The sequence below is a fragment of the Hymenobacter seoulensis genome (genome assembly GCF_054780535.1).
In genome coordinates this window covers 146,071-165,047 of the sequence record NZ_BAAGWD010000004.1, presented here as the reverse complement: position 1 = coordinate 165,047, position 18,977 = coordinate 146,071, and the positions used below count along the sequence as shown (strand labels likewise).

The window sequence follows — 18,977 nt, the reverse complement described above, 5'->3', positions numbered from 1 at the left end:
TCAGTTTTTTCCAAAGAGGTAGCCTACTGAAAATTGAAAAACGCGGTTATGTATCCCTCCCATACCATCTAGCTTGCGGGCCCGTTGGCTATCAACATTATTATTAATATCGCTTATGCCGTAGTTCAACCGTGTTCCTATGGTTAAGCCATTCTTAAAATCAACTCCGAGGCCTCCACACAAGGCAAAGTCATTGCTATAATCCTTCTTAACATCCTTTTCATAAGCAATTTCCTTCTGAGTAGAACCGTCATTATATCTGGATTCACCCTTTACATTTCCGCCCAGTAACAAGCCAAACTGCGGACCAACTTCCAGGTAAAAGATTGATTTTATATAAACTTTGGACATGATAGGCACTGCCAGATACGTGAGCCTAGTACTTTGCTTACCTGAATTGGTACTATAGCTCCACTGTCTCCTCATTCCTTGGCCCGAGATGAGTACTTCTGGCTGAAAAGCGAATACCTGATCCGAACGCAGCCGTAAAAATACGCCTCCAACAGGTGCTATTCTAAACTCAGGATCCACGTTGACGAGCCCATCAAGTATGGCCAAATTGGCTCCTCCTTTAACGCCAAATTTGATTCCCATCTTCTGAGCGTGGGTGACATTACTAAGCAGAACGGCTCCTAGTAACAGAATAAATACTTTGTGCATTAATTAGAAAAGAGCGAATACTGGACGAATCGCTGATTGAGATAAACTAAAACTATATCGGGATACTACTTCCCAAACTGCAAGGCAATATAGCCTTGTATCACGCGGTTGCGCAACCGGGAATCGTTGGCGCCGCTGAGGTTTTTGGCATCGTTGATGTCGTTGAGGCCCGCGTTTAACCTAGCGCCTACCAGAAAGTTGCTCAGCTTGAGGCCAGCACCGGCGGCTAGGCTCAGGTCGCCGCGCTTGTAGCTGCTGTAGGGGCCATTTCCGGTAGAAGAAACGGTTACCTCGCCGCTCTCACTTTTGCTCAGGAGTAATCCAAACTGCGGGCCGGCTTCCACGAATACAGGACCTAGCGTGACTTTGGCCAGCACCGGCACATTGAGGTAGTGCAGCTTAGCATCGTAATTCCCTACGGCATCTTTAAAAGAACTGCCCTGCAAGGAGTACAACACCTCCGGCTGAATGGACACGGGCCCGATGAGCTTGGCCTCGTAGAAAATGCCGGCGTGATAGTAGGTTTTGTAGTCGGTGGAGGTGGAACCCAGGTTTTCGCCATCCAATACGGCGGCGTTGATGCCGGCTTTCACCCCGAGCTGGGCGTGGGCAGTGGCAGCCAGCAAAAAGGCCAGCAAAAAAAGCAAGGCATGTTTCATAGCGCAGGTAGTGAGTTAGTTACAGAAGATCGACTAGCAGAGGCTAACGAAATTGAGCGCGGAGGGTGTATGTTTAAGCGCGTCAAAATCATGGCTCCCTGTGTAGTCTGCCGAAAAAACTGCTAGGGTTTGTGCTTCCGTAAGCCACCTATGCGGCGGTAGTGGTGTCCTTTCGCCGTTTCCTTCCTTCTTACAAGCTTCATGCCTGCTCCTTTCACCTTCGTGCGTCTGCAATACCGCTCCGGCGACTGGGATGCCGTAGATGAACGCATGCCTGCCAACCTGCTGCACTCCTTGGTGCAGTATACCAAAGTGCCGGTGGTGGCCAAAGAGAAGGTAGTGGCCCTCGACTCGGCGGAGCTGTTTCGCTACCCCTTCTGCTACCTCTCAGGCCACCGGCTGGTGCAGTTTTCGGGGCAGGAAAAAAAGAACTTTGAGCAGTACGTGCGCGGCGGCGGCTTCGTGTTTGTAGACGATTGCAACCACGACATCGATGGCCTGTTTGCCCGCTCTTTTGAAGAGCAGATGCGCGTATCGTTTGGGGCCGGCGCGCTGAAAAAGCTACCGAAAACGCACCCCATCTACTCGCAGTTTTTCAAGTTTCCGGATGGCCCACCGAACACTGGCTTCGAGCTGAACGGCTGGGGCGATGACCTGGTGCACGACTACCTGAAGGGCATCGAAATTAATGGCCGCCTGGCGGTGCTCTACTCCAACAAGGACTACGGCTGCGAGTGGGACTATGATTTCCGAAACAAGCGCTTTCTGGCCGAAGACAACACCAAGTTTGGTGTAAACATCATCCTGTACGCCCTTACGGCCTAGTACCTACCTAGTACTTCACCATCAACTTTCCCGCTAGTTTCTGCGACAACACTTACCCTGCATGACCGAACAAGACGTAACTCGCCTGCTTCAGAAAATACCGCAGCTCAAACAAGAAATCGGGAAGGTGATTGTGGGCCAGCAGGAAGTGCTGGAAGAAGTATTGGTGGCGTTGCTGGCGGGCGGCCACGCGCTGCTAGAAGGGGTGCCTGGCTTGGCCAAGACCCTGTTGGTGCGCACCCTCGCGCAGGCTACTGACCTGCCCTTCCGCCGCATCCAGTTCACGCCTGACCTGATGCCGACGGACATTCTGGGCACTGAAATTCTGGAAGAAGACCACGGCACCGGCCACCGCTCGTTTAAATTCAACGAAGGGCCCATTTTCGCCAGCCTGGTACTAGCCGACGAAATCAACCGAACCCCGCCCAAAACGCAGGCGGCTTTGCTGGAAGCCATGCAGGAAGGCCACGTAACGTACGCCGGCCAGGAGCACGCGCTGCCGAAGCCCTTCTTTCTGCTGGCTACCCAAAACCCCATCGAGCAAAGCGGCACCTACCCCCTGCCCGAAGCCCAACTCGACCGGTTTCTGCTTTACATCCGCATTGGCTACCCCACTGAGCAAGAGGAACTGGCCGTGCTCAGCGGTACCACGGGTACGGTACGCCAGGAGGTGCAGCCCGTTTTGGGGGGTGAGGACGTACGCCAGCTTCAGCAGCTTACGCGGCAGGTAAGCATCAGCCCCGAGCTGCTGGCCCTTGTAAACCGTCTGGTGCGGGCTACGCGTCCGGCTACCTCAGAGGTGAAGTTTATTCGAGAATACGGCCGCTGGGGAGCGGGCCCGCGCGCCGGCCAGGCCCTGATATTGTGCGCCAAAGCGCGGGCCCTGCTGCACGGCCGTTTCGCCGCTACTCTTGATGATTTGCACGCTCTGGCCCCAGCCGTGTTGCGCCACCGCATTCTGCTCAATTTCAACGCCGAAGCCGAAAACCTAACCGCCGACGATGCTGTGCGGGAGTTGCTGAAGGTAGTACAAGTTTAAGGTACCAGTATCTCGTTGCCAGCTCGTTTTTATTTACAGCCAGCAGCTCGCTCATTTTCACCTATCACTGGTAGCCTATTCCTGGCAACTCGCCCCGCAACTGACCACCAGCAACTGAACGATATGCTTACGCCCGAACTCCTGCACTCCTTGCACAACTTGCCGCTGGCCGCCAAGCGAGCCGCCGAAGGGTTGCTGCACGGCGCCCACCTAAGCCGGCGGCGCGGCGCGGGGCTGGAGTTCAGCCAGTACCGCCCCTACCAGCCCGGCGACGACCTGCGCCGCCTCGACTGGCGCCTGGCAGCTCGCTCCGATAGGTATTATCTGCGCGAATCAGAGGTAGACACGAGCCTAGTGGTACACTTGGTTTTAGATGCTACGGCCAGCATGAACCACCGCGACGATAATGGCCTGACCAAGCTGGAGTATGGCCGACTGTTGTGTGCGGCGCTAGCCTACGTAGCCACCCAGCAGGGCGATGCCGTGGCCCTGACCATACTGCACCCGGCGGGGCTGCGCCACCTGCCGCCGCGCTCCGATGCCCGCCAGTTGCCGCGCCTGTATCATGCCCTGGAAACGGCGCAGGCCGCGGGTAGCTTTCCGGATGCCGCTACCCTAGCACCCCTCACGGCCCGACGCCAGCCAGCCCTGACCATTTGCGTTAGTGATTTGTACGAAGAAGACGGCGAGATTGAGCGACTCCTGACTCGGCTGCGGGCAGCCTCTGGCGAGGTATTACTGCTGCACCTGCTGGCTCGCAATGAACTGGAATTCACGTTTCGGGGGGCGGTAACGTTTGAGGATCTGGAAACGGGACGCACCCTGCAGCTCGACGCTGACCAGCAGCGCCGTACCTGGCAGCAGCACCTGCAGCAGTGGCTGCGCGAGGCCGCTCAGCGCGCCCGCACCCATGGCTTCGATTACTACCAGCTCAATACGGCCGAACCGCTCACCACTGCGCTGCGCGAATTTCTTCGGCGCCGAAGTCAGGGCTAGGCTGCTAGCTCCTCAACTCGGCCAAGTATTTGCTTTACCTGATATTCCTTGCTTTTTCTATTCAGGTATGAAGCAGTATCTCTTGGTGGCGGCATTTCTATTGACTACCCATTTTACCTATGCCCAGCACGTGCTGCCCGTCCGGCCACTGCCCATTGTGCCTGTTGACAGCAGTACGCAGCGTATCTCGTACCGCGGCAAGGTTGCAGCACCGGACTTGCTCGCAGCTGAGCTATATGGCCGCGCCCAGGAATGGGTAGCGCTGCAGTTTGAGCAGTATGAGTCGGTAATACAGCTAGCAGATGCCGGGCGTGGCGTGCTGATAGGCAAGGCCATGACGACAGCCTCCGCTCCGGCCCTAAGAAACCAAGATGCAAAGCAGTTCAACCTACTTTTTCGGTTCAGCTTACGCATCCAGGCCGGCGTTTTACACTACGAGTTTACCGACATAAGCTATCCTGATTATCCTGCTACCAGCGCGATTGGGAATTCGAGCAACGCCATGACCGCCGATGCCTTAGTAGAGTGGCTTCGGCGGGATGAGTATTCCCACATCAGCACCGTGCACTCGCAACGGTACCGCCAACCTGTAGAGCCTCAACTACGAGATAATACTCAGTACACCGATAAAGGCGAGCCCCGGCCGCGAATGCTGCAGCAATGCCTAGGCATAGAGCAGGCCATGACAGCGCTAACTAACTCGTTGCAGCAGTATATGGTAAAGCCACAAGTGCAATAATGAGCGCCGACGGAGCAAGCAACCACGAGAATTTGAAGGGTAGCGCCGCAACGCCGGCCGGCTAAGTTGTGTCTGTGTTTCGGATTTGCCTACTTTCCCGTGGGAAGCAGCGTGTTCCGGCCGCTCGCCTCTTGTTACCTGAAACCTGCGCTTTTACTTGCCCTCCATCTTTTTTCAACACGCCACCATCGGCTGGCTGGCCCTGCTAGGGCTGGCGGTACCGCTGGCTATATATCTCTGGAACCGTAAGCCGGGCCGAGTGGTGCAGGTGGGCAGTTTGCGGTGGCTGGAAGCGGCCGCCAATCGGCGGTTGCGCAGCATCAAGCCTGAGCAGCTGTGGCTTTTTTTGCTGCGGGCCGCAATTGTAGGGTTGTTTGCCCTGGCTTTGGCCGAACCCAACGAGCTGCTCCCCCCGCCACCCCGCCGCGGCCAGGTGCTACTAGGCCCCGAGGTGACGGCAACCAGCTTAGCGCCCGTGCGGCCGGTGCTGGACTCGTTGCGGCGGCAGGGGTATGAGTTGCGCCAATTGCGGGCGGGCCAACCCCTAGGTCCCGCGTTACCCTGGACTGCGGTAGGTTTTCAGGACCCAAATGCGGAGGCAACTCCTGCTACGGATACACTTGCTGCCTCTGATGCTGGGCAGTCGCTCAACCTCTGGAGCGCCGTGCGGCAAGCGGCTGACTCGTTGCCTGGTCGGCCCTTGGTTGTGGTGGCTACTCCCAGCCTGGCATCCTTCTCAGGCAGGCGGCTGCCGCTGCCAGCCGCGGTGCGCTGGCTCCCACTTCCGGGCCCCGATTCACTTATCTGGCCCGTAGCCGCCTGGCAACCCCGGCCTGATAGTTTGGTACTGCTCATTGCCCACGGCTCCGAAACCGGCATTACGCTGCGGCAGGTGCGCCGGCGCTGGCCAGCTACCAGCGGTACGATACCAGGGCTGGGCTTACCAAATGAGGTTCAGCTTGACCTTGCTGCCAGGAAGCTGACGGTGACAGAAAATGGCCAGCAGCGGGCGCTGCCAGTGCTGACGCAGCCGTTGCGGCTGGCTATCAGCTTTGATGCCACCCATGCCGCCTCGGCTAACGTGCTGGCAGCAGCGGTGCGCGCCGCCGGCTCGGTACTACCCCTTGCTCCGCGGCTAACCGTTTCCTCGGCGCTACCTTCCTTATCAGACTCGCTGGATTGGCTTTTCTGGCTTCGGGAGGCGCCGCTGCCAACTTCCTGGGCTCAGCGGATAGCTAGCCAAGGCATACGAATATGGCAGGAAGCTCCAAACAAAACACCCAAACAATCAGCCACTAGCTTCCTGATGGCGGGCAGCACCGGGCCAGTAGCTATCCTGCGGCTCGATACCACGACGACTCCGGTGGCAGCAACTTCCTGGTGGCCCACGGCCACGGGCCAGCCGCTGCTTACCTCGTACCCAGAAGGCGCCGGGGTACAGTATCAGTTTCGCACCCGCCTTGATCCGGCCTGGAGTGCGCTGGCCGAAAGCCCCGACCTGCCGGCTCTGCTGCTACCCCTGCTCCTGCCGTCAACCTCTGCTGCGGCCCCCGGCCCCGATCCTCGCCTACTTGACCTCGCCCAACTACAAGCCGGGCTAGTGGCCGCTGCCGCTCCGGTCTCGGCCTCCGCACCGCACCGCGACCTTACCCCGTGGTTTGTGCTAGCGGCCGGACTGCTGTTTGGGGCCGAACGCCTGCTGAGTGCCTATCAGAACCGTCGGACTGCTGCACCGGCCGGCAGCTAACGGCCCTTCACCTCTTACCTTGTGCTATGCGCCTCCTGACCGCCACCCTTGCTACTACCGAAGCACCGCTTTCCGCGGCTCGCCGTGCGTGGGCCGGGCGGCGTACTGTGGCCGTGCTGCTTCCGTTGCTGGCTGGCTTGGTACTGGCGTTGGTGCTTGCCTTAGGCTGGCCCGCGTGGCAAATCATAGCTGTAGTTGCCGCTGGGCTAGGTGTACTGCTGGCAGGCTGGCTTCTGTGGCGCGTGTGGCAAACGCCCGCCAGCGCCATAGCCCAGCGCCTCGACCGGCTGTATCCGGAGTTGGAAGACAGCTCCGGCTTGCTGCTGCAGCCAACAACGGAGCTGAACCTGCTGGGCCAGTTGCAGCAGCAGCGCCTGCTAGCCCGTTTGCCCGAGCTAACCACAGGCCCGCTGCTGCCAGTAGATTTCAAGCGGCCGCTACTGCTCACGGGCTTGCTGCTGTTGCTGGCAGGCCTGGCCTGGTGGCAGCGCCCCTCGGCCCAAGCACCACATTCCGCCACTGCCGATAAGCCGCTGCAGCTGCGCTTTGAGGCACCAGTGCCCCCACCTGCTTCGGCTCCCCGCATCCTGGAAACTCGCCTGCGCGTAACGCCGCCGGCCTATACGCGCCGCTCTTCGTTTTCGCCAGCCGAAGGCTCATTCCGCTGCCCCCAGGATAGCCGAGTGCGCTGGACGGTTCGGGTGAGTAAGGGGGCTAGTCAGCCTCCAGTGCTAGAGTTAGGCACGCAGAAGCTACCATTGCGGGCCGTAGCCGGCAGCCCCGGGGAGTTTGTTCTTGAGCAAGCCCTAGGCGCCTCCAGCTTATACCGCATCCGGTTTGCGGGGCAGGTTTCTGAAGACTATGCCATTGATGTACAGCCCGATCAGGCCCCTGCTATCCGCATCATGGCGCCTAAGGCGTACACGCTGGTTGAGTTTGGGCGCCCACCGCAGGTAGCCGTACGCATGCAGCTCACCGATGACTATGGCCTCACCCGCGCCCGGCTGGTAGCTACCGTTGCCCAGGGCCAAGGCGAGGCAGTGAAGTTCCGGGAAGTAGCCACCGACTTGAGTGCTGCCCTGCGAGGCCAACCCGCCACGGCCAGCCTGCAGCACCTGCTGCGCCTACCGGCCCTGGGCCTCACCTACGGCGACGAAGTGTACTTCTACCTCCAGGCCTGGGATAACCGCCAACACCTCACCCGCTCCGATACCTATTTGGTGCAGTGGGAAGACACCACCGTACAGGAAAGCTCCCTCGATGTGTCGTTGGGCGTGAATACCAAGCCGGCGTATTTCCGCAGCCAGCGCCAGATTATCATTGACACCGAAAAGCTGCTGGCTGAGCAGAAGAATCTCTCGGCGGCTACCCTGCTGGAACGCTCCAACTCCATTGGGTTTGATGAGAAGATTCTGCGCATGCGCTACGGCAAGTTTCTGGGCGAGGAAGCCGATGAAACTATTGGCGGCGCTACCCTACCGCCCACTGCTGATGAGCCGGAAGAAGAGCCCGGCCTAGGCTCGGTAGTAGCCGAAGATCACACGCCTGATCCGGCTCCTGCCCCGAAAAAAGAGGAACACACCGCTGATGATGGGCACGACCACGGCCATGCACCGCCCGCTGCGGATGCTGCTCCCGGGGCCGCTCTTACTGCTGAGCTCATGGAGCCCTACATCCACCGCCACGATGACTCTGAAACCGCCGATTTCCTGGAGCCAGCCGTGAAAGCCAAGCTGCGGGGCGTGCTCAACGAAATGTGGGAAGCGGAGCTGCGCCTGCGCACAGGCCGGCCCCGCGAGGCCCTACCCTTTGAGTATCGGGCGCTGCGGCTGCTGAAAGAAGTACAGCAGCAAACCCGCGCCTACGTCAAGAAAGCCGGCTTCACGCCGCCTCCGATGCCCGAAGCCACTACCCGCCTTACCGGCGACCTAGCTGGTGCTGCCGCGCCGCGCCGCCAACAGCAGCTGGAAGCTCCGCCACGGCAACCCGTACTGCGAGCCGCCTTGCGCGTACTCACGCAACTCCGCGAGCAGCCCCACCCGCCCGCTGGTGCCGCCGCGGCCCTGGAGCAAGCTGGGCAGGAGCTGGCTCGGGCCGCGCTGCAAAAGCCGGGCGCCTACCTCTCGGCCCTGCGCGAAGTGCGGCGCCTCTCTGCTAGCCTGCGTGCCGGGCAGCCACCGTCGTTAGCCGCGCTGCTGGTGCTGGAGCGTGCCTTCACCGACCTGCTGCCGTCTACGGCCCCAACTCCCGGCCAGGCACCTATTCCCGCTAACCGCTTGGCCCGCCGCTACTTTCAGGAGCTAAGCCGCTAGGCCCCTCCTAGGTCCCAGCCTGCCACCAATCCACCTGGTTTGAATTCGCAATTGTTCTTTTAGATGCCCTACGCCCTCGCTCTTTGCCTTCTGCTAGCCGTGATTCTGACGGTAGTTGCCCTGCGTCGGCCGGACCAGCGGCGGCGGGGGTTGCGGGTTGGAGCCGGGCTAGTGGCCGTAGCGGGCGTGTGGCTGGCAGCCTTCCCGCCAGCCAGCTCCCATAAGGTACCTACGCCGCAGGCGGCTATCCTGCTCACTGATGGTTACTCGCCGGACTCCCTGCGGCACTTGCTCCGGCGCCTAGGAGCCAGCACTCCACTCTGGCGCTATCAAACAACCGCTACTTCTACCGATACTCCCATGCTCAGCAACCTGGCTGCCCTGCGCCAGCAGCTGCCCGCCTTGCAGCGTTTGCACGTGGTAGGGAACGGGTTGCCGGCTGCTGATGCCCTAGCCCTACAGGGCTTAAAGGTGGTTACGCACACTTCGGCAGCTAGTGGTTTTCAGGCCGCTACCTGGAACCGCCAGCCCGAGCTTGGCCGGCCTTGGGCCGTGGAAGGCGCTTTTGCACATGCTAGCGGCCCTATCTGGGTTAGCCTGCACGCAGCCGGCGCCCCCCGTGACTCGGTGCGGCTTGCCTCTGGCCACGGCAACTTTCGGCTACGGTTCACTCCAAAAGCAGAAGGGCGGGCCGTGTATTGGCTGGAAGCGCGACGGGAAGGGAAGCGAATTGCCCGCGAGCCGGTACCGCTAGAGGTGCAGGCCACCCGCCCACTACGGGTGTTGGTGCTGGCGGCGGCCCCTTCTTTTGAGGTTCGCTTTCTGAAAAACTATCTGGCTGCACACCAACACAGCGTAGCACTGCGCACCGGATTAAGCCGTGGCCTTACTCAAACCGAGTTCCTGAATGTTTCGTCGCCTCCTGATTTAGGCCGCCTCACGCCGGCCTTGCTAGCCCGTTTTACGGTGCTGGTCGCTGATGCGGGAGCCCTGGCTTCTTTATCGGGGGCGGAAGCAGAGGCCTTGAGCCGGGCCGTGCGGGCTGGCACCTGCGGGGCCTTGCTCCTGGCCGACTCACCTACCCTCCCGCGCCAGCTGCCGGGCGGCACGGCATTCCAGCTCCAAGCCCTTCCTACCGCCGCTGTTACTACGCAGCCGGTGCGCTGGCCCGAAGCGCCTGGGGCTGCCGCTACCTTACTATCTGCTACCCTCCGCTCGGGTCCAAACCTCCGCGCCTTGGTTACTGATGCCCGCCAACAGGCCGCGGCCGTTGTTCGTCGGGTTGGGATGGGACAGGTGGTAGTAACTACGGCGGTCGAAACGTTTCCCTGGCTGCTACAGGGGCAAGCAGCTACCTACCAGTCGTACTGGAGCCAACTCCTAACGGCCGTGGCCCCGCCCCAGTTGGCCGCAACCTCCATTTCCCCCCTAGACGCCTGGCCTCACCCGCATGCTCCGCTAACGCTACGGGCTACCGGCCCCACCTCCAACGCACTTACCCTCACCGAGCCCGCCGGCCCTACCATACGCGCTGCACAGCAACAGGACCGCTACCTCCCGGAGTGGGCTACGGCTACGTACTGGCCTAGTGCGGAGGGCTGGTACCAAGCAAGCAATGGCACCGCCAAACACTGGTTTTACGTGTTCGGGGCCAAGCAATGGCAGGGCCCGGCCCGGCAGGCGTGGCAGCAGGCCGTAGCTCAGCTTACGCCAGATAAGCAAGCGGCTCCGGCTGTCGTTGCCCGCACCACCCGTACCAGTTGGCCGCGGTGGTGGGGGTATGCCCTATTTTTGCTGGCGGCCGGCCTGCTGTGGCTCGAAGAAAAACTCTAGCTGCTCTCGCCGCTTTGTAGCCAAATAGGTAGGCAGTTTGGCACCAATCACTTTAAGCCTGTAGTGGGGCTAGCAGCAGCACCTTACCTCCCGGCAAAATGCAGGCACAAAAAAAGGTCCAAGCTCCGCTGTGCGGAACCTGGACCTTAGCAATAACGTACCGGCCAAACCGGCGCGTAATTACTTAACTTCGGTGGTAGCTTGCGTGGTGGTAGTTGCTTCCGTAGTAGTGGTAGCAGCAGGAGCAGCAGCAGCAGTAGTGTCAGCAGCAGGAGCAGCAGCAGCCGTGGTGTCAGCAGTAGTAGCAGTAGCTTCTACCGAGGTAGCCTCGGTGGTGGTGGTGGTTTCCTCAGCAGTCTTCGACTCGCAAGAAACGAGGGTAGCAGCGAAAACAACGGCCAGAGCGGATACCTTCAGGAGGTTCTTCATTTTGATAGTAGGTTTGAGAAATTTTGTCCAAAAAACGTCCTTCATACCGTTCCTGACGAATGGTAACCCAACCTTGGAAAATATTTTTTTACTGGGTTACCAACCGGACGCCAACGTATTAATCAACAAAGCGAATGGGTAAGGGACAACCTTCCTACACCGACGAGGAGTTTGTGGCGGCCATCCGCCAAGACGACGACCGGGCCCTGGCACAGCTCTACCGGCTGCATTTTCCTATGATTTCGCACTACGTGCTGCAAAACAGCGGCACCGAGGACGAAGCCAAGGATGTGTATCAGGAAGGCGTGATGGTATTCTATGAAAAGGTTCGTGACGGCTCCCTGGAGCTAAGCTGCCAAATCAAAACCTACCTCTACGCCGTGTGCCGTCGGCTCTGGCTGAAACGGCTCACCGAGAAAACCCGCTTCGGCGGCCGCCTCGATGATTATGAGCCGTACCTCGAAACCGGTGCCGAGGCCGATCTGGAATTGGCTGAGGAACGGGACCGGCGACTGGGCACTATGGCTCAGGCGCTGGATCAGGTAGGAGAGCCGTGCCGCTCGCTTTTAGAAGGATTTTACCTGCTCGACAAATCGATGCAGCAGCTTACGGCAGAGTTTGGCTACACCAATGCCGACAATGCCAAAAACCAGAAATACAAGTGCCTGGTCCGACTCAAAAAGCTATTTTTCAGTCAGTACCAGGAGCTTACTTAGATGATAGAGGAACGGAAATAGAGCAGATAAATAGCAAAGCCTATCTGCAACCTGGCCTGTTCTCGCTTTCAGATACGAGATGAAAACCGAAGCTGATTATTACGCCTTATTTGAAGCCTACCGCTCCGGCGAGCTGGCCCCAGACGAGCGGGCTGATCTGGAGCGCCGCTTGGCTGCTGACCCTGGCTTGGAGCGCCAGCTCCAGGAGTTTGAGGCGCTGACTGGCACGCTAACGGCTTATGGCCGCCGCTTGGCCTTGCGGCGTAAGCTGCACGCCATTCATGCCGATATGGATGCGGAGCAGGCCGTACGGCTTACCCCGCTGGCCAAAGCGGCCGACGAAGACGAGCGTCACGAGCGGTTTGCAACCGGGCAGGCGCCCCGCCCGATGTTGCGCATATCGCGCACCGAGGAAAAACTCCGCGACTTCTGGAACGGCCACCGCGCCACCATGATGGTAGCCGCCTCCGTAGCCGTGCTCGCGGTGTTTGCTACGCTGCTAGGCCTTGAAATGTATAGAGCCGCCCAAAAGCCCTCTTTGTATGGCTACACCGTACTGCGGCGGGAGGTAGAGCGCATCAAGCAAACCCAGCGCTCTATGAATCGCACGCTCAACCAGATTGACGCGCAGCCAGAAAAAGCTAACCCAGGAAAATTCAGCGGCACCGGCTTTGCCCTTACGGCTGATGGATACCTAGTAACCAGCTACCACGTGATTCAAGGTGCCGACTCCCTACTGATTGAAGGCCGTGACCGGCAGCGCTTCCGGGCCGAGCCGGTTTTCACGGACGTAGCCCACGATTTGGCTATTCTGCAAATCAAAGACCAGCAGTTTAAAGGTTTCGGGCGCTTGCCTTATGCTTTCAAGCGCGGGCAGTCTGACTTAGGTGAGCGGGTGTACACGCTGGGCTATCCGCGCGAAGACCTGGTGTTCAACGACGGCTCCTTGAGTGCTCGTTCGGGCTTTGAAGGCGACACCGGCTTCTACCAGATCAGCATTCCGGTAAACCCGGGTAACTCCGGCGGTCCGCTCCTCGATGATAAAGGCAACCTGATTGGCGTGATTAGCGGCCGGCAGATGGATGTACAGAGCGCCGCCTTTGCCACCAAGTCATCGTACCTGATGCGCCTGGTAGATTCGTTGAGTGCGGCGGGCGCGGGCAAACCCTATAACATGCCCCGCAACAACCAACTCAGTGGCACCTCGAGGCCCCAGCAGATCCGGAAGCTGCAGGACTACGTTTTCGTGGTTAAGGTATACGAATAAGCAGAGCTCAATTACTATTACAGAAAGCCTTGCCTTTGCCGGCAGGGCTTTTTTGTGACTAAATACCTGGGTAGTCGGGTCAAGCTCAGGGTTTAACTAACGCGTGGGCCTAACTCCACATATCAAAATTCGGCTTAGCTCCGTAGAGAGGGTTCAGTGGTCGTATTCCCACTATTCCAGACTCTTCCTTCACTGTTTTATTTGCCTGCTATGAGCACTCACCTGCCAAAAGAAATTGAGAAAATTGCCCCTGACGAGATTATTAACGCCCTGCAAGCAGGATACAAAGTATTCAAAGGGGAGCAGGATCAGCTAGATGATTTCCTGAAGCACAGCGGGCACTTGTTGCGCAAAGCCTCGCAGCGCTTCACTACCACACAGCTCATTGTAGGTATTGCGGTGGTGGCCAGCCTTGCTATTATAGTAGCTGCCAAAGCTGCTGAAGCCGCCGACGACACGGAATAAGCTTTCCAGCGTAGCTCTCAAAGCTCCTTCACTATGTGAGGGAGCTTTTTTTATGCAAAAAATCTAGTATAATATTAACAATAATAAATTTAACATATACTTGCAACAACACAACCTAACCGCAATAACATGACAACAGCCACACTCCTTATCACTGGGCTTACTTTATTGATTGGAACAGAAGTAACAGCCATGCCCGCTGTAACAATGGCAGATGCTACTACCGAAACTGTACGCCCAAATCCGAATAAGTACAAGAAAGGCGGCTTATTTAAACGCAAGAAAGCACACAACTCAACCCGTGCTTATCGGCGTGCGCATCATCGCAGATAAGCTGATTTTCAAACTCATAGCTGCATCTCCATTTGATGCCGCTTCTCACTTGGGGCCCGTCGTAAGCGATGGGTCTCTTTTTTGTACAGAATAGTTACATATCATATATACTTATTACAAAATAATTGATTAGCATTGTATTCGTATAAAATTGCACAATCACCTATTCCAATGAAACACTTTGCTACTATAGTTCTGCTACTGGTTGGTAGTGCAACTTGTGTGCCTCTGGCCGGAAAGGCTGCTCAACCAGATCCAAAAGCGGCCGCTACCCGCCTACCAGCCAAGAAGAGCTTCCTTGCGAAACTCCTTCCTAAAAAAGCTGCTGGCGAGTCGCGTTATGCCCGCGCTATACGGCGCAACGAGCTATTCCGCGCACCACAGGCACCTAGCCGCTAGCCTGCATTTTACGCCAAACCTATTGGCATGACTGGCCTAGCTGCTTGCTATAGTGCCCTTAGTGCCTTCAGTGTTAAGCCGCTGGGGCCAATACAGCCGGCTCATTATTCGTCGGTGAGTTCACGAGCGTTGAGACCTGATATTCCTGCATAGCCTTGGCAGAAAAAGGCTGCAGCAGCGCCTGGTGCTGCGCTAGGCCTACGCCATCATCAAGCCAGGCCAGCTCCGCCTCCCGGTTCGCAAGCAGCACCGGCATACGGTTATGAATAGGGGCCATCAGACTGTTTGGTGCAGTGGTGATGATGGTAAAGGTTGGCTTGATTTCGCCGGTCTGTTTATCTACCCATTCATCCCAGAGGCCCGCAAACGCAAAGGGCTCTTTGTTTTGCAGCAAAATCCGGTGCGGCACTTTGCCGTGGTCAGTAACTTGCCACTCATAGAAACTATCAGCCAGCACCAAGGCCCGCTTCCGCTGGAGTAGCGTCCGGAATGAAGGCTTTTCAGCTAAGGTTTCGGCCCGCGCATTAATGGGGCGGGGCGCTTTCTGCACCTCTTTTACCCAGCCTGGTATCAGGCCCCACTGCAGCAGCTGAATGCGGCCGGGCTCCGTGTTCAGAATAACGGGCAGACGCTGAGACGGCGCGGCATTGTAGGTAGGCAGCACGGGGTCACCGGCAAAGGAAGCATCAAAACGCGCCTCAAGCGCCGCAGCAGGAGGCGTAACAGTATAACGGCCGCACATAATGGTGGTAGTTGGTACAGGTCCTTGTACGAAACAGGCGCTGTTGTAGTCATCCATCACCCGCCTAATGGTCCACCACGGATGAGCAAGCCCGTCGCCACGCCCCTGCTACCTTATGAACCTTTGCCGGGACCAGTAGCAGTCAACTAAGCAGCCTTCGTTAGGGTTTACGCCTTACCAGGGGCTAGGCTGGCTCGGTGCGGGGCAGCGCAATGAAGAACGTAGTACCCTGGCCTTCTGCACTCTCAAACCAAATACGGCCCTGATGGAGCTCAACTATGGTTTTGATGATGGACATGCCTAGTCCGGTGGTTTTTTCTCCGCGCAGGCCGGTGCGGCGAGCGGGTGTAAAGCGCTCAAAAAGCGTGTCTTGAAACTCGTCCGGAATTCCGATGCCGTTATCTGCCACGGTTATCAGTACCTGATCAGGATGCTCCTCTAACCCTACCCGAATGCGGCCACCGTCGGGCGTAAACTTGATAGAGTTGCTCAGCAAGTTATTGATTACCTGCATGAACTTGTTGTGGTCGAGGACGTGAAAGAGCTGCTCCGGGCCTTTGTAAGAAAAATGTTTGGCAATATCCTCAGCCGACTTCTGATACTCTGCTACCATCTCCCGCAGTTCCAGGGCCAGATCGGCGCGCTCTACCTTCATCTGTACATTTGACGACTCCAGGAACTCATTGTCCACAAAGTCCCGGATCAGGTTGATGCTGTCCTGGCAGGTGTTCTGCATGATGTGGAGCAGGTGGTTTAGCTGCGAGTCGTGGAGGCTTTCCACCTTTTCCGTCACAAACCCGGCTACCTGCTTGATCATGGCAAAAGGCCCGGCAAGATCATGCGACAGGATTTCGAGGGTAGTATTTTTCTTCTTGTTGAACTTGTCCACATTGTCGAGGTACTCGCGGTTGCTGGTAATATCCTGTACGGTACCGCTGAGGTAGGTGTGACCCGGACTTTGCTCTACACGTCCGGCCGTTACATAGAGCCACTGCACCGGCCCGTTTGGGTCGTTTTCGGGCACCAGCCGCACTTCCACATCTTCCACAAACTTTCCTCGCATCAGGTGCGCCAGGCGCGCGCCCACAAAATGGTGGTCATCGGGGTGTAGCCGACTGATAAGGCGCGGCAGCGCCGCAGTTGCCTCGGCGCATGGCTGGCCAAATACCGTTTCATACGCCGGACTCACGAAGTGAAACTGCCTGGCTTCCAAGTGGTATACAAAGTACACCACTTGACTACGTTCAACTAGCGGACGGAACAGGGCAGCGAAATCTAACATTAGGTGGCAGGTGGAAGGCAGATTGAATACGCAACACTAGGTGGTATGTTTCCGCGCGCTTCGCGCTCAATCATAAGCTTGCCTCTGGGCCCTAGCTGAAGTAGTAACGTACGGCTGAAATAACAAGTAAATAATATAAAACCTATTATATATTTACTTCATACCACACCTCCAAAACATTGATAAATTGCATATTAGCTTTTTCTAAGCACCTCCGTTAGTGGCCCGTGGTTTTGGCTGCGTATAAGAGACGGAAGATGTGCTTACGTTCGAAGAATTACTGTTCGGGTCGGTGTGCCCGTGGGTTAGCCCATCTGAGCAACCTAGGCAGTCGGCACCTCTTTACTTACTCCACTGATACTCCGTTGGCTATATGACGTACCGCCCCGCTCTGTATATAGGTCTTTTCTGTGTAGTAGCCGGTGCCTGTGCCTTCACATGCTGGCATTATCCGGAGGCCCGGAAGCAGGGTGGCCCGGCCGCTTCTGTAGTGGCCAACCAGGCCAAACCAACGCTGGTGGCGCGCCAGTTTTCCTTCACGGAGGGCCCCGCAGCCGACAAGGCGGGCAACGTGTATTTCACTGATCAGCCCAATAACAAAATCTGGAAGTACAGCACCGAGGGCCAGCTGACGGTTTTTATGGAGCAGGCCGGCCGCGCCAATGGCCTGTATTTCGATAAAAAAGGCAACCTGGTGGCCTGTGCCGATGAACATAACCAGCTCTGGTCAATTGATGCCACAGGCACACCCAAGGTATTAGTGAAAGATGTACAGGGCCACCGCCTCAACGGCCCCAACGACCTCTGGATTAATCCCAAAACCGACGGCATCTATTTCACGGACCCGTACTACCAACGCACTTACTGGAAGCGCAACGCCCCCGACCCAGGCCTGGGCGGGCAGAAAGTGTACTACCTGCCGCCGGGTAAGCAACCGATAGTGGTAGATGATCAGCTCCAGCAACCCAACGGCATTATCGGCACACCCGATGGCCGCCAGCTCTACGTGGCCGATATTGGGGCTAATAAAACCTACCGCTACCAGATTAGCCCCGACGGGCACCTAGTAGGCCGGCAGCTGTTTGTGGAGCAGGGCTCCGATGGCATGACCATTGATGCGGAAGGCAACGTGTACTTGACGGGAAAAGGCGTAACGGTATACAACCCGGCGGGCCAACAGATTGAGCACATTGAGGTACCGGCTGACTGGACCGGCAACGTCTGCTTTGCGGGTAAGAACCGTAACATCCTGTTTATTACGGCATCAGAAGGCATATACACCTTACCCATGCGCGTAAAGGGGGTATAACAACCGCGCCACCGCTACTAGCCCGGGCTTCGGTGGCAATCGTTTTGCTAGGGTGCGCCGGGGCGCAAACCCTCATCGGTTGGCGGGAATAAGGACCCTAGTAAAAAGCGCGCCTAGTTAGCTTCGGGCGGCTTGCTGCTGAAGCCATACGCACGCGGAAGCCACATCATCAAAGGTGCCAACCACGGGCCGCGAAATTAGCTGGAGCCTGCCTTCAGAAGCTTGGCGGGCCGTAAAGTGGTGCGAAAACACCCAGGCAATGTGCTCAAGGCCCGCCCGCTGCATTTCATCCAGCCACCAGATGCCCCACTCACTGAGCTCGGCTGAAGTATGCGTGATGCTTGAATTATCGTTGAGGATTTTGCTGCATGGCCATGCTCGCAGGCTTTCCAGCATCAGCATGCATGCCTTCCGCGACGACTCCTGCGTGTGCTCGCCGTGCCAGTCGGCATACAGCCATTGGTTATCTGAGTCGTAGCCAATAGCCAGGCCGGGCATTTCAACAACAGGATGAAGGTGCATACTTACACTCAGGAGCCGAAGCTTCTGCTCACTATAAATAAGTACTAGCGGTCTGGTAGGCTTACCGCTGGGTTCGTTTTGCGGCCACTGCTTGGTCGTGGAGTTGGCAACTGGCCAGCCAGGTCATGGCGTGGTGTTCATCAGTGAAGCGCTGCACCTGATAAGGGCGGTCATCAAAATAAGAGAGGGGCGGCACCGAGGCATCAGCCTCCAAATCGGCTAGGTGCGCGGGCGAGAACAGATACGCCACGTACGTTGGGCCGCCAAGTTGCGCGGCCACTGCCGGAAAAAACGTTTCCATCATCCAGGGAGTGCCTTGCTGGTTGGCGTTGTCGCGCCGCCGCACATCTATCAGCCAATAGATATGGTGCCCTGCTACGGCCAAAGCCAATATCTGCCAATAGCCTTCCTGCAGTTCTGGCGGGGTAGGCTGCCGCTGCCAGCGCGCCACCAGCACCCGCAAATCGGGGCGGTAGGTTAGGCTTAAGTAGTCAGAAGAAGGCAGCATAACAGAAAGCGAGCAACAAGAAGTAGACAAGATAATCTACTTTCCCTTCAGACCCTACGCCTAAGGCCCTGCTGCACTGCATGTATTTGTGATCTTAATTATTATTATATTTAATATTCATAAAATACTTTTTATTAGGTATCTTAAGTGCGTTCCGCTCTATACTATCCCCTTCGGGCTTACCTATTGCTGCCA

18 protein-coding genes are annotated in these 18,977 nt (G+C 57.5%); 11 read left to right on the top strand and 7 right to left on the bottom strand.

What is annotated here, in order from left to right; translation table 11 throughout:
• Together ACYVHC_RS16675 and ACYVHC_RS16670 are read right to left on the bottom strand one after the other, a co-directional pair.
• Window positions 1-660 carry a porin family protein gene (locus ACYVHC_RS16675; protein WP_460614922.1) on the bottom strand — a complete coding sequence of 220 codons (660 nt, stop codon included), beginning with the start codon at window positions 658-660 and terminating at the stop codon, window positions 1-3.
• Between the two features lie 65 nt (window positions 661-725).
• Window positions 726-1,319 (bottom strand): porin family protein, encoded by a 594-nt coding sequence (locus tag ACYVHC_RS16670; RefSeq protein WP_460614921.1) that lies wholly within the window; start codon window positions 1,317-1,319, stop codon window positions 726-728.
• A gap of 201 nt (window positions 1,320-1,520) precedes the next feature.
• On the opposite strand from ACYVHC_RS16670, the gene ACYVHC_RS16665 reads away from it, so the two are divergent.
• The 7 genes from ACYVHC_RS16665 to ACYVHC_RS16635 all read left to right on the top strand — a co-directional run bounded on the left by ACYVHC_RS16665 (window position 1,521) and on the right by ACYVHC_RS16635 (window position 10,810).
• The gene (locus ACYVHC_RS16665; protein ID WP_460614920.1) at window positions 1,521-2,144 is read left to right on the top strand and encodes a DUF4159 domain-containing protein; all 624 of its coding nucleotides are present in this window, start codon (window positions 1,521-1,523) and stop codon (window positions 2,142-2,144) included.
• A gap of 61 nt (window positions 2,145-2,205) precedes the next feature.
• Window positions 2,206-3,183, top strand: a complete 978-nt coding sequence (locus tag ACYVHC_RS16660) for an AAA family ATPase (RefSeq protein WP_460614919.1) — start codon at window positions 2,206-2,208, stop codon at window positions 3,181-3,183.
• A 123-nt stretch (window positions 3,184-3,306) separates the two neighbouring features.
• Window positions 3,307-4,179 carry a DUF58 domain-containing protein gene (locus tag ACYVHC_RS16655; RefSeq protein ID WP_460614918.1) on the top strand — a complete coding sequence of 291 codons (873 nt, stop codon included), beginning with the start codon at window positions 3,307-3,309 and terminating at the stop codon, window positions 4,177-4,179.
• 67 nt (window positions 4,180-4,246) lie between these two features.
• Window positions 4,247-4,918: a DUF4468 domain-containing protein gene (locus ACYVHC_RS16650; protein ID WP_460614917.1), complete on the top strand. Its 672-nt coding sequence runs from the start codon at window positions 4,247-4,249 to the stop codon at window positions 4,916-4,918.
• A 157-nt stretch (window positions 4,919-5,075) separates the two neighbouring features.
• Entirely contained in the window at window positions 5,076-6,665 is a 1,590-nt protein-coding gene (locus ACYVHC_RS16645; RefSeq protein WP_460614916.1) for a BatA domain-containing protein, read from the top strand.
• A 26-nt stretch (window positions 6,666-6,691) separates the two neighbouring features.
• Complete coding sequence (locus ACYVHC_RS16640) at window positions 6,692-8,977, top strand: hypothetical protein (RefSeq protein WP_460614915.1); 2,286 nt, start codon at window positions 6,692-6,694, stop codon at window positions 8,975-8,977.
• Window positions 8,978-9,040: 63 nt separating this feature from the next.
• Window positions 9,041-10,810 (top strand): hypothetical protein, encoded by a 1,770-nt coding sequence (locus tag ACYVHC_RS16635; protein ID WP_460614914.1) that lies wholly within the window; start codon window positions 9,041-9,043, stop codon window positions 10,808-10,810.
• A gap of 180 nt (window positions 10,811-10,990) precedes the next feature.
• On the opposite strand, the gene ACYVHC_RS16630 is transcribed toward ACYVHC_RS16635, so the two are convergent.
• A complete protein-coding gene (locus ACYVHC_RS16630) occupies window positions 10,991-11,239 on the bottom strand; it encodes a hypothetical protein (protein ID WP_460614913.1) in 249 nt (82 codons plus the stop codon).
• A 134-nt stretch (window positions 11,240-11,373) separates the two neighbouring features.
• On the opposite strand from ACYVHC_RS16630, the gene ACYVHC_RS16625 reads away from it, so the two are divergent.
• From ACYVHC_RS16625 to ACYVHC_RS16615, 3 genes are all read left to right on the top strand, one after another.
• Window positions 11,374-11,955 carry an RNA polymerase sigma factor gene (locus ACYVHC_RS16625; RefSeq protein ID WP_460614912.1) on the top strand — a complete coding sequence of 194 codons (582 nt, stop codon included), beginning with the start codon at window positions 11,374-11,376 and terminating at the stop codon, window positions 11,953-11,955.
• 79 nt (window positions 11,956-12,034) lie between these two features.
• On the top strand, window positions 12,035-13,222 hold the full coding sequence (locus tag ACYVHC_RS16620) for a trypsin-like peptidase domain-containing protein (protein ID WP_460614911.1): 1,188 nt from the start codon (window positions 12,035-12,037) through the stop codon (window positions 13,220-13,222).
• A 210-nt stretch (window positions 13,223-13,432) separates the two neighbouring features.
• Window positions 13,433-13,687 carry a hypothetical protein gene (locus ACYVHC_RS16615; RefSeq protein ID WP_460614910.1) on the top strand — a complete coding sequence of 85 codons (255 nt, stop codon included), beginning with the start codon at window positions 13,433-13,435 and terminating at the stop codon, window positions 13,685-13,687.
• An 805-nt stretch (window positions 13,688-14,492) separates the two neighbouring features.
• On the opposite strand, the gene ACYVHC_RS16610 is transcribed toward ACYVHC_RS16615, so the two are convergent.
• Window positions 14,493-15,161 carry an SOS response-associated peptidase gene (locus ACYVHC_RS16610; RefSeq protein ID WP_460614909.1) on the bottom strand — a complete coding sequence of 223 codons (669 nt, stop codon included), beginning with the start codon at window positions 15,159-15,161 and terminating at the stop codon, window positions 14,493-14,495.
• Window positions 15,162-15,345: 184 nt separating this feature from the next.
• Window positions 15,346-16,443: a PAS domain-containing sensor histidine kinase gene (locus ACYVHC_RS16605; protein WP_460614908.1), complete on the bottom strand. Its 1,098-nt coding sequence runs from the start codon at window positions 16,441-16,443 to the stop codon at window positions 15,346-15,348.
• Window positions 16,444-16,816: 373 nt separating this feature from the next.
• Here ACYVHC_RS16605 and ACYVHC_RS16600 point away from each other — a divergent pair, with 373 nt between their 5' ends.
• A complete protein-coding gene (locus ACYVHC_RS16600; protein WP_460614907.1) occupies window positions 16,817-17,752 on the top strand; it encodes an SMP-30/gluconolactonase/LRE family protein in 936 nt (311 codons plus the stop codon).
• Window positions 17,753-17,869: 117 nt separating this feature from the next.
• Here the strand turns inward: ACYVHC_RS16600 and ACYVHC_RS16595 are convergent, their stop codons facing one another.
• Together ACYVHC_RS16595 and ACYVHC_RS16590 are read right to left on the bottom strand one after the other, a co-directional pair.
• Window positions 17,870-18,274: a hypothetical protein gene (locus ACYVHC_RS16595; protein ID WP_460614906.1), complete on the bottom strand. Its 405-nt coding sequence runs from the start codon at window positions 18,272-18,274 to the stop codon at window positions 17,870-17,872.
• A 61-nt stretch (window positions 18,275-18,335) separates the two neighbouring features.
• Window positions 18,336-18,782 carry a hypothetical protein gene (locus ACYVHC_RS16590; RefSeq protein ID WP_460614905.1) on the bottom strand — a complete coding sequence of 149 codons (447 nt, stop codon included), beginning with the start codon at window positions 18,780-18,782 and terminating at the stop codon, window positions 18,336-18,338.
• Window positions 18,783-18,977: the final 195 nt, after the last annotated feature.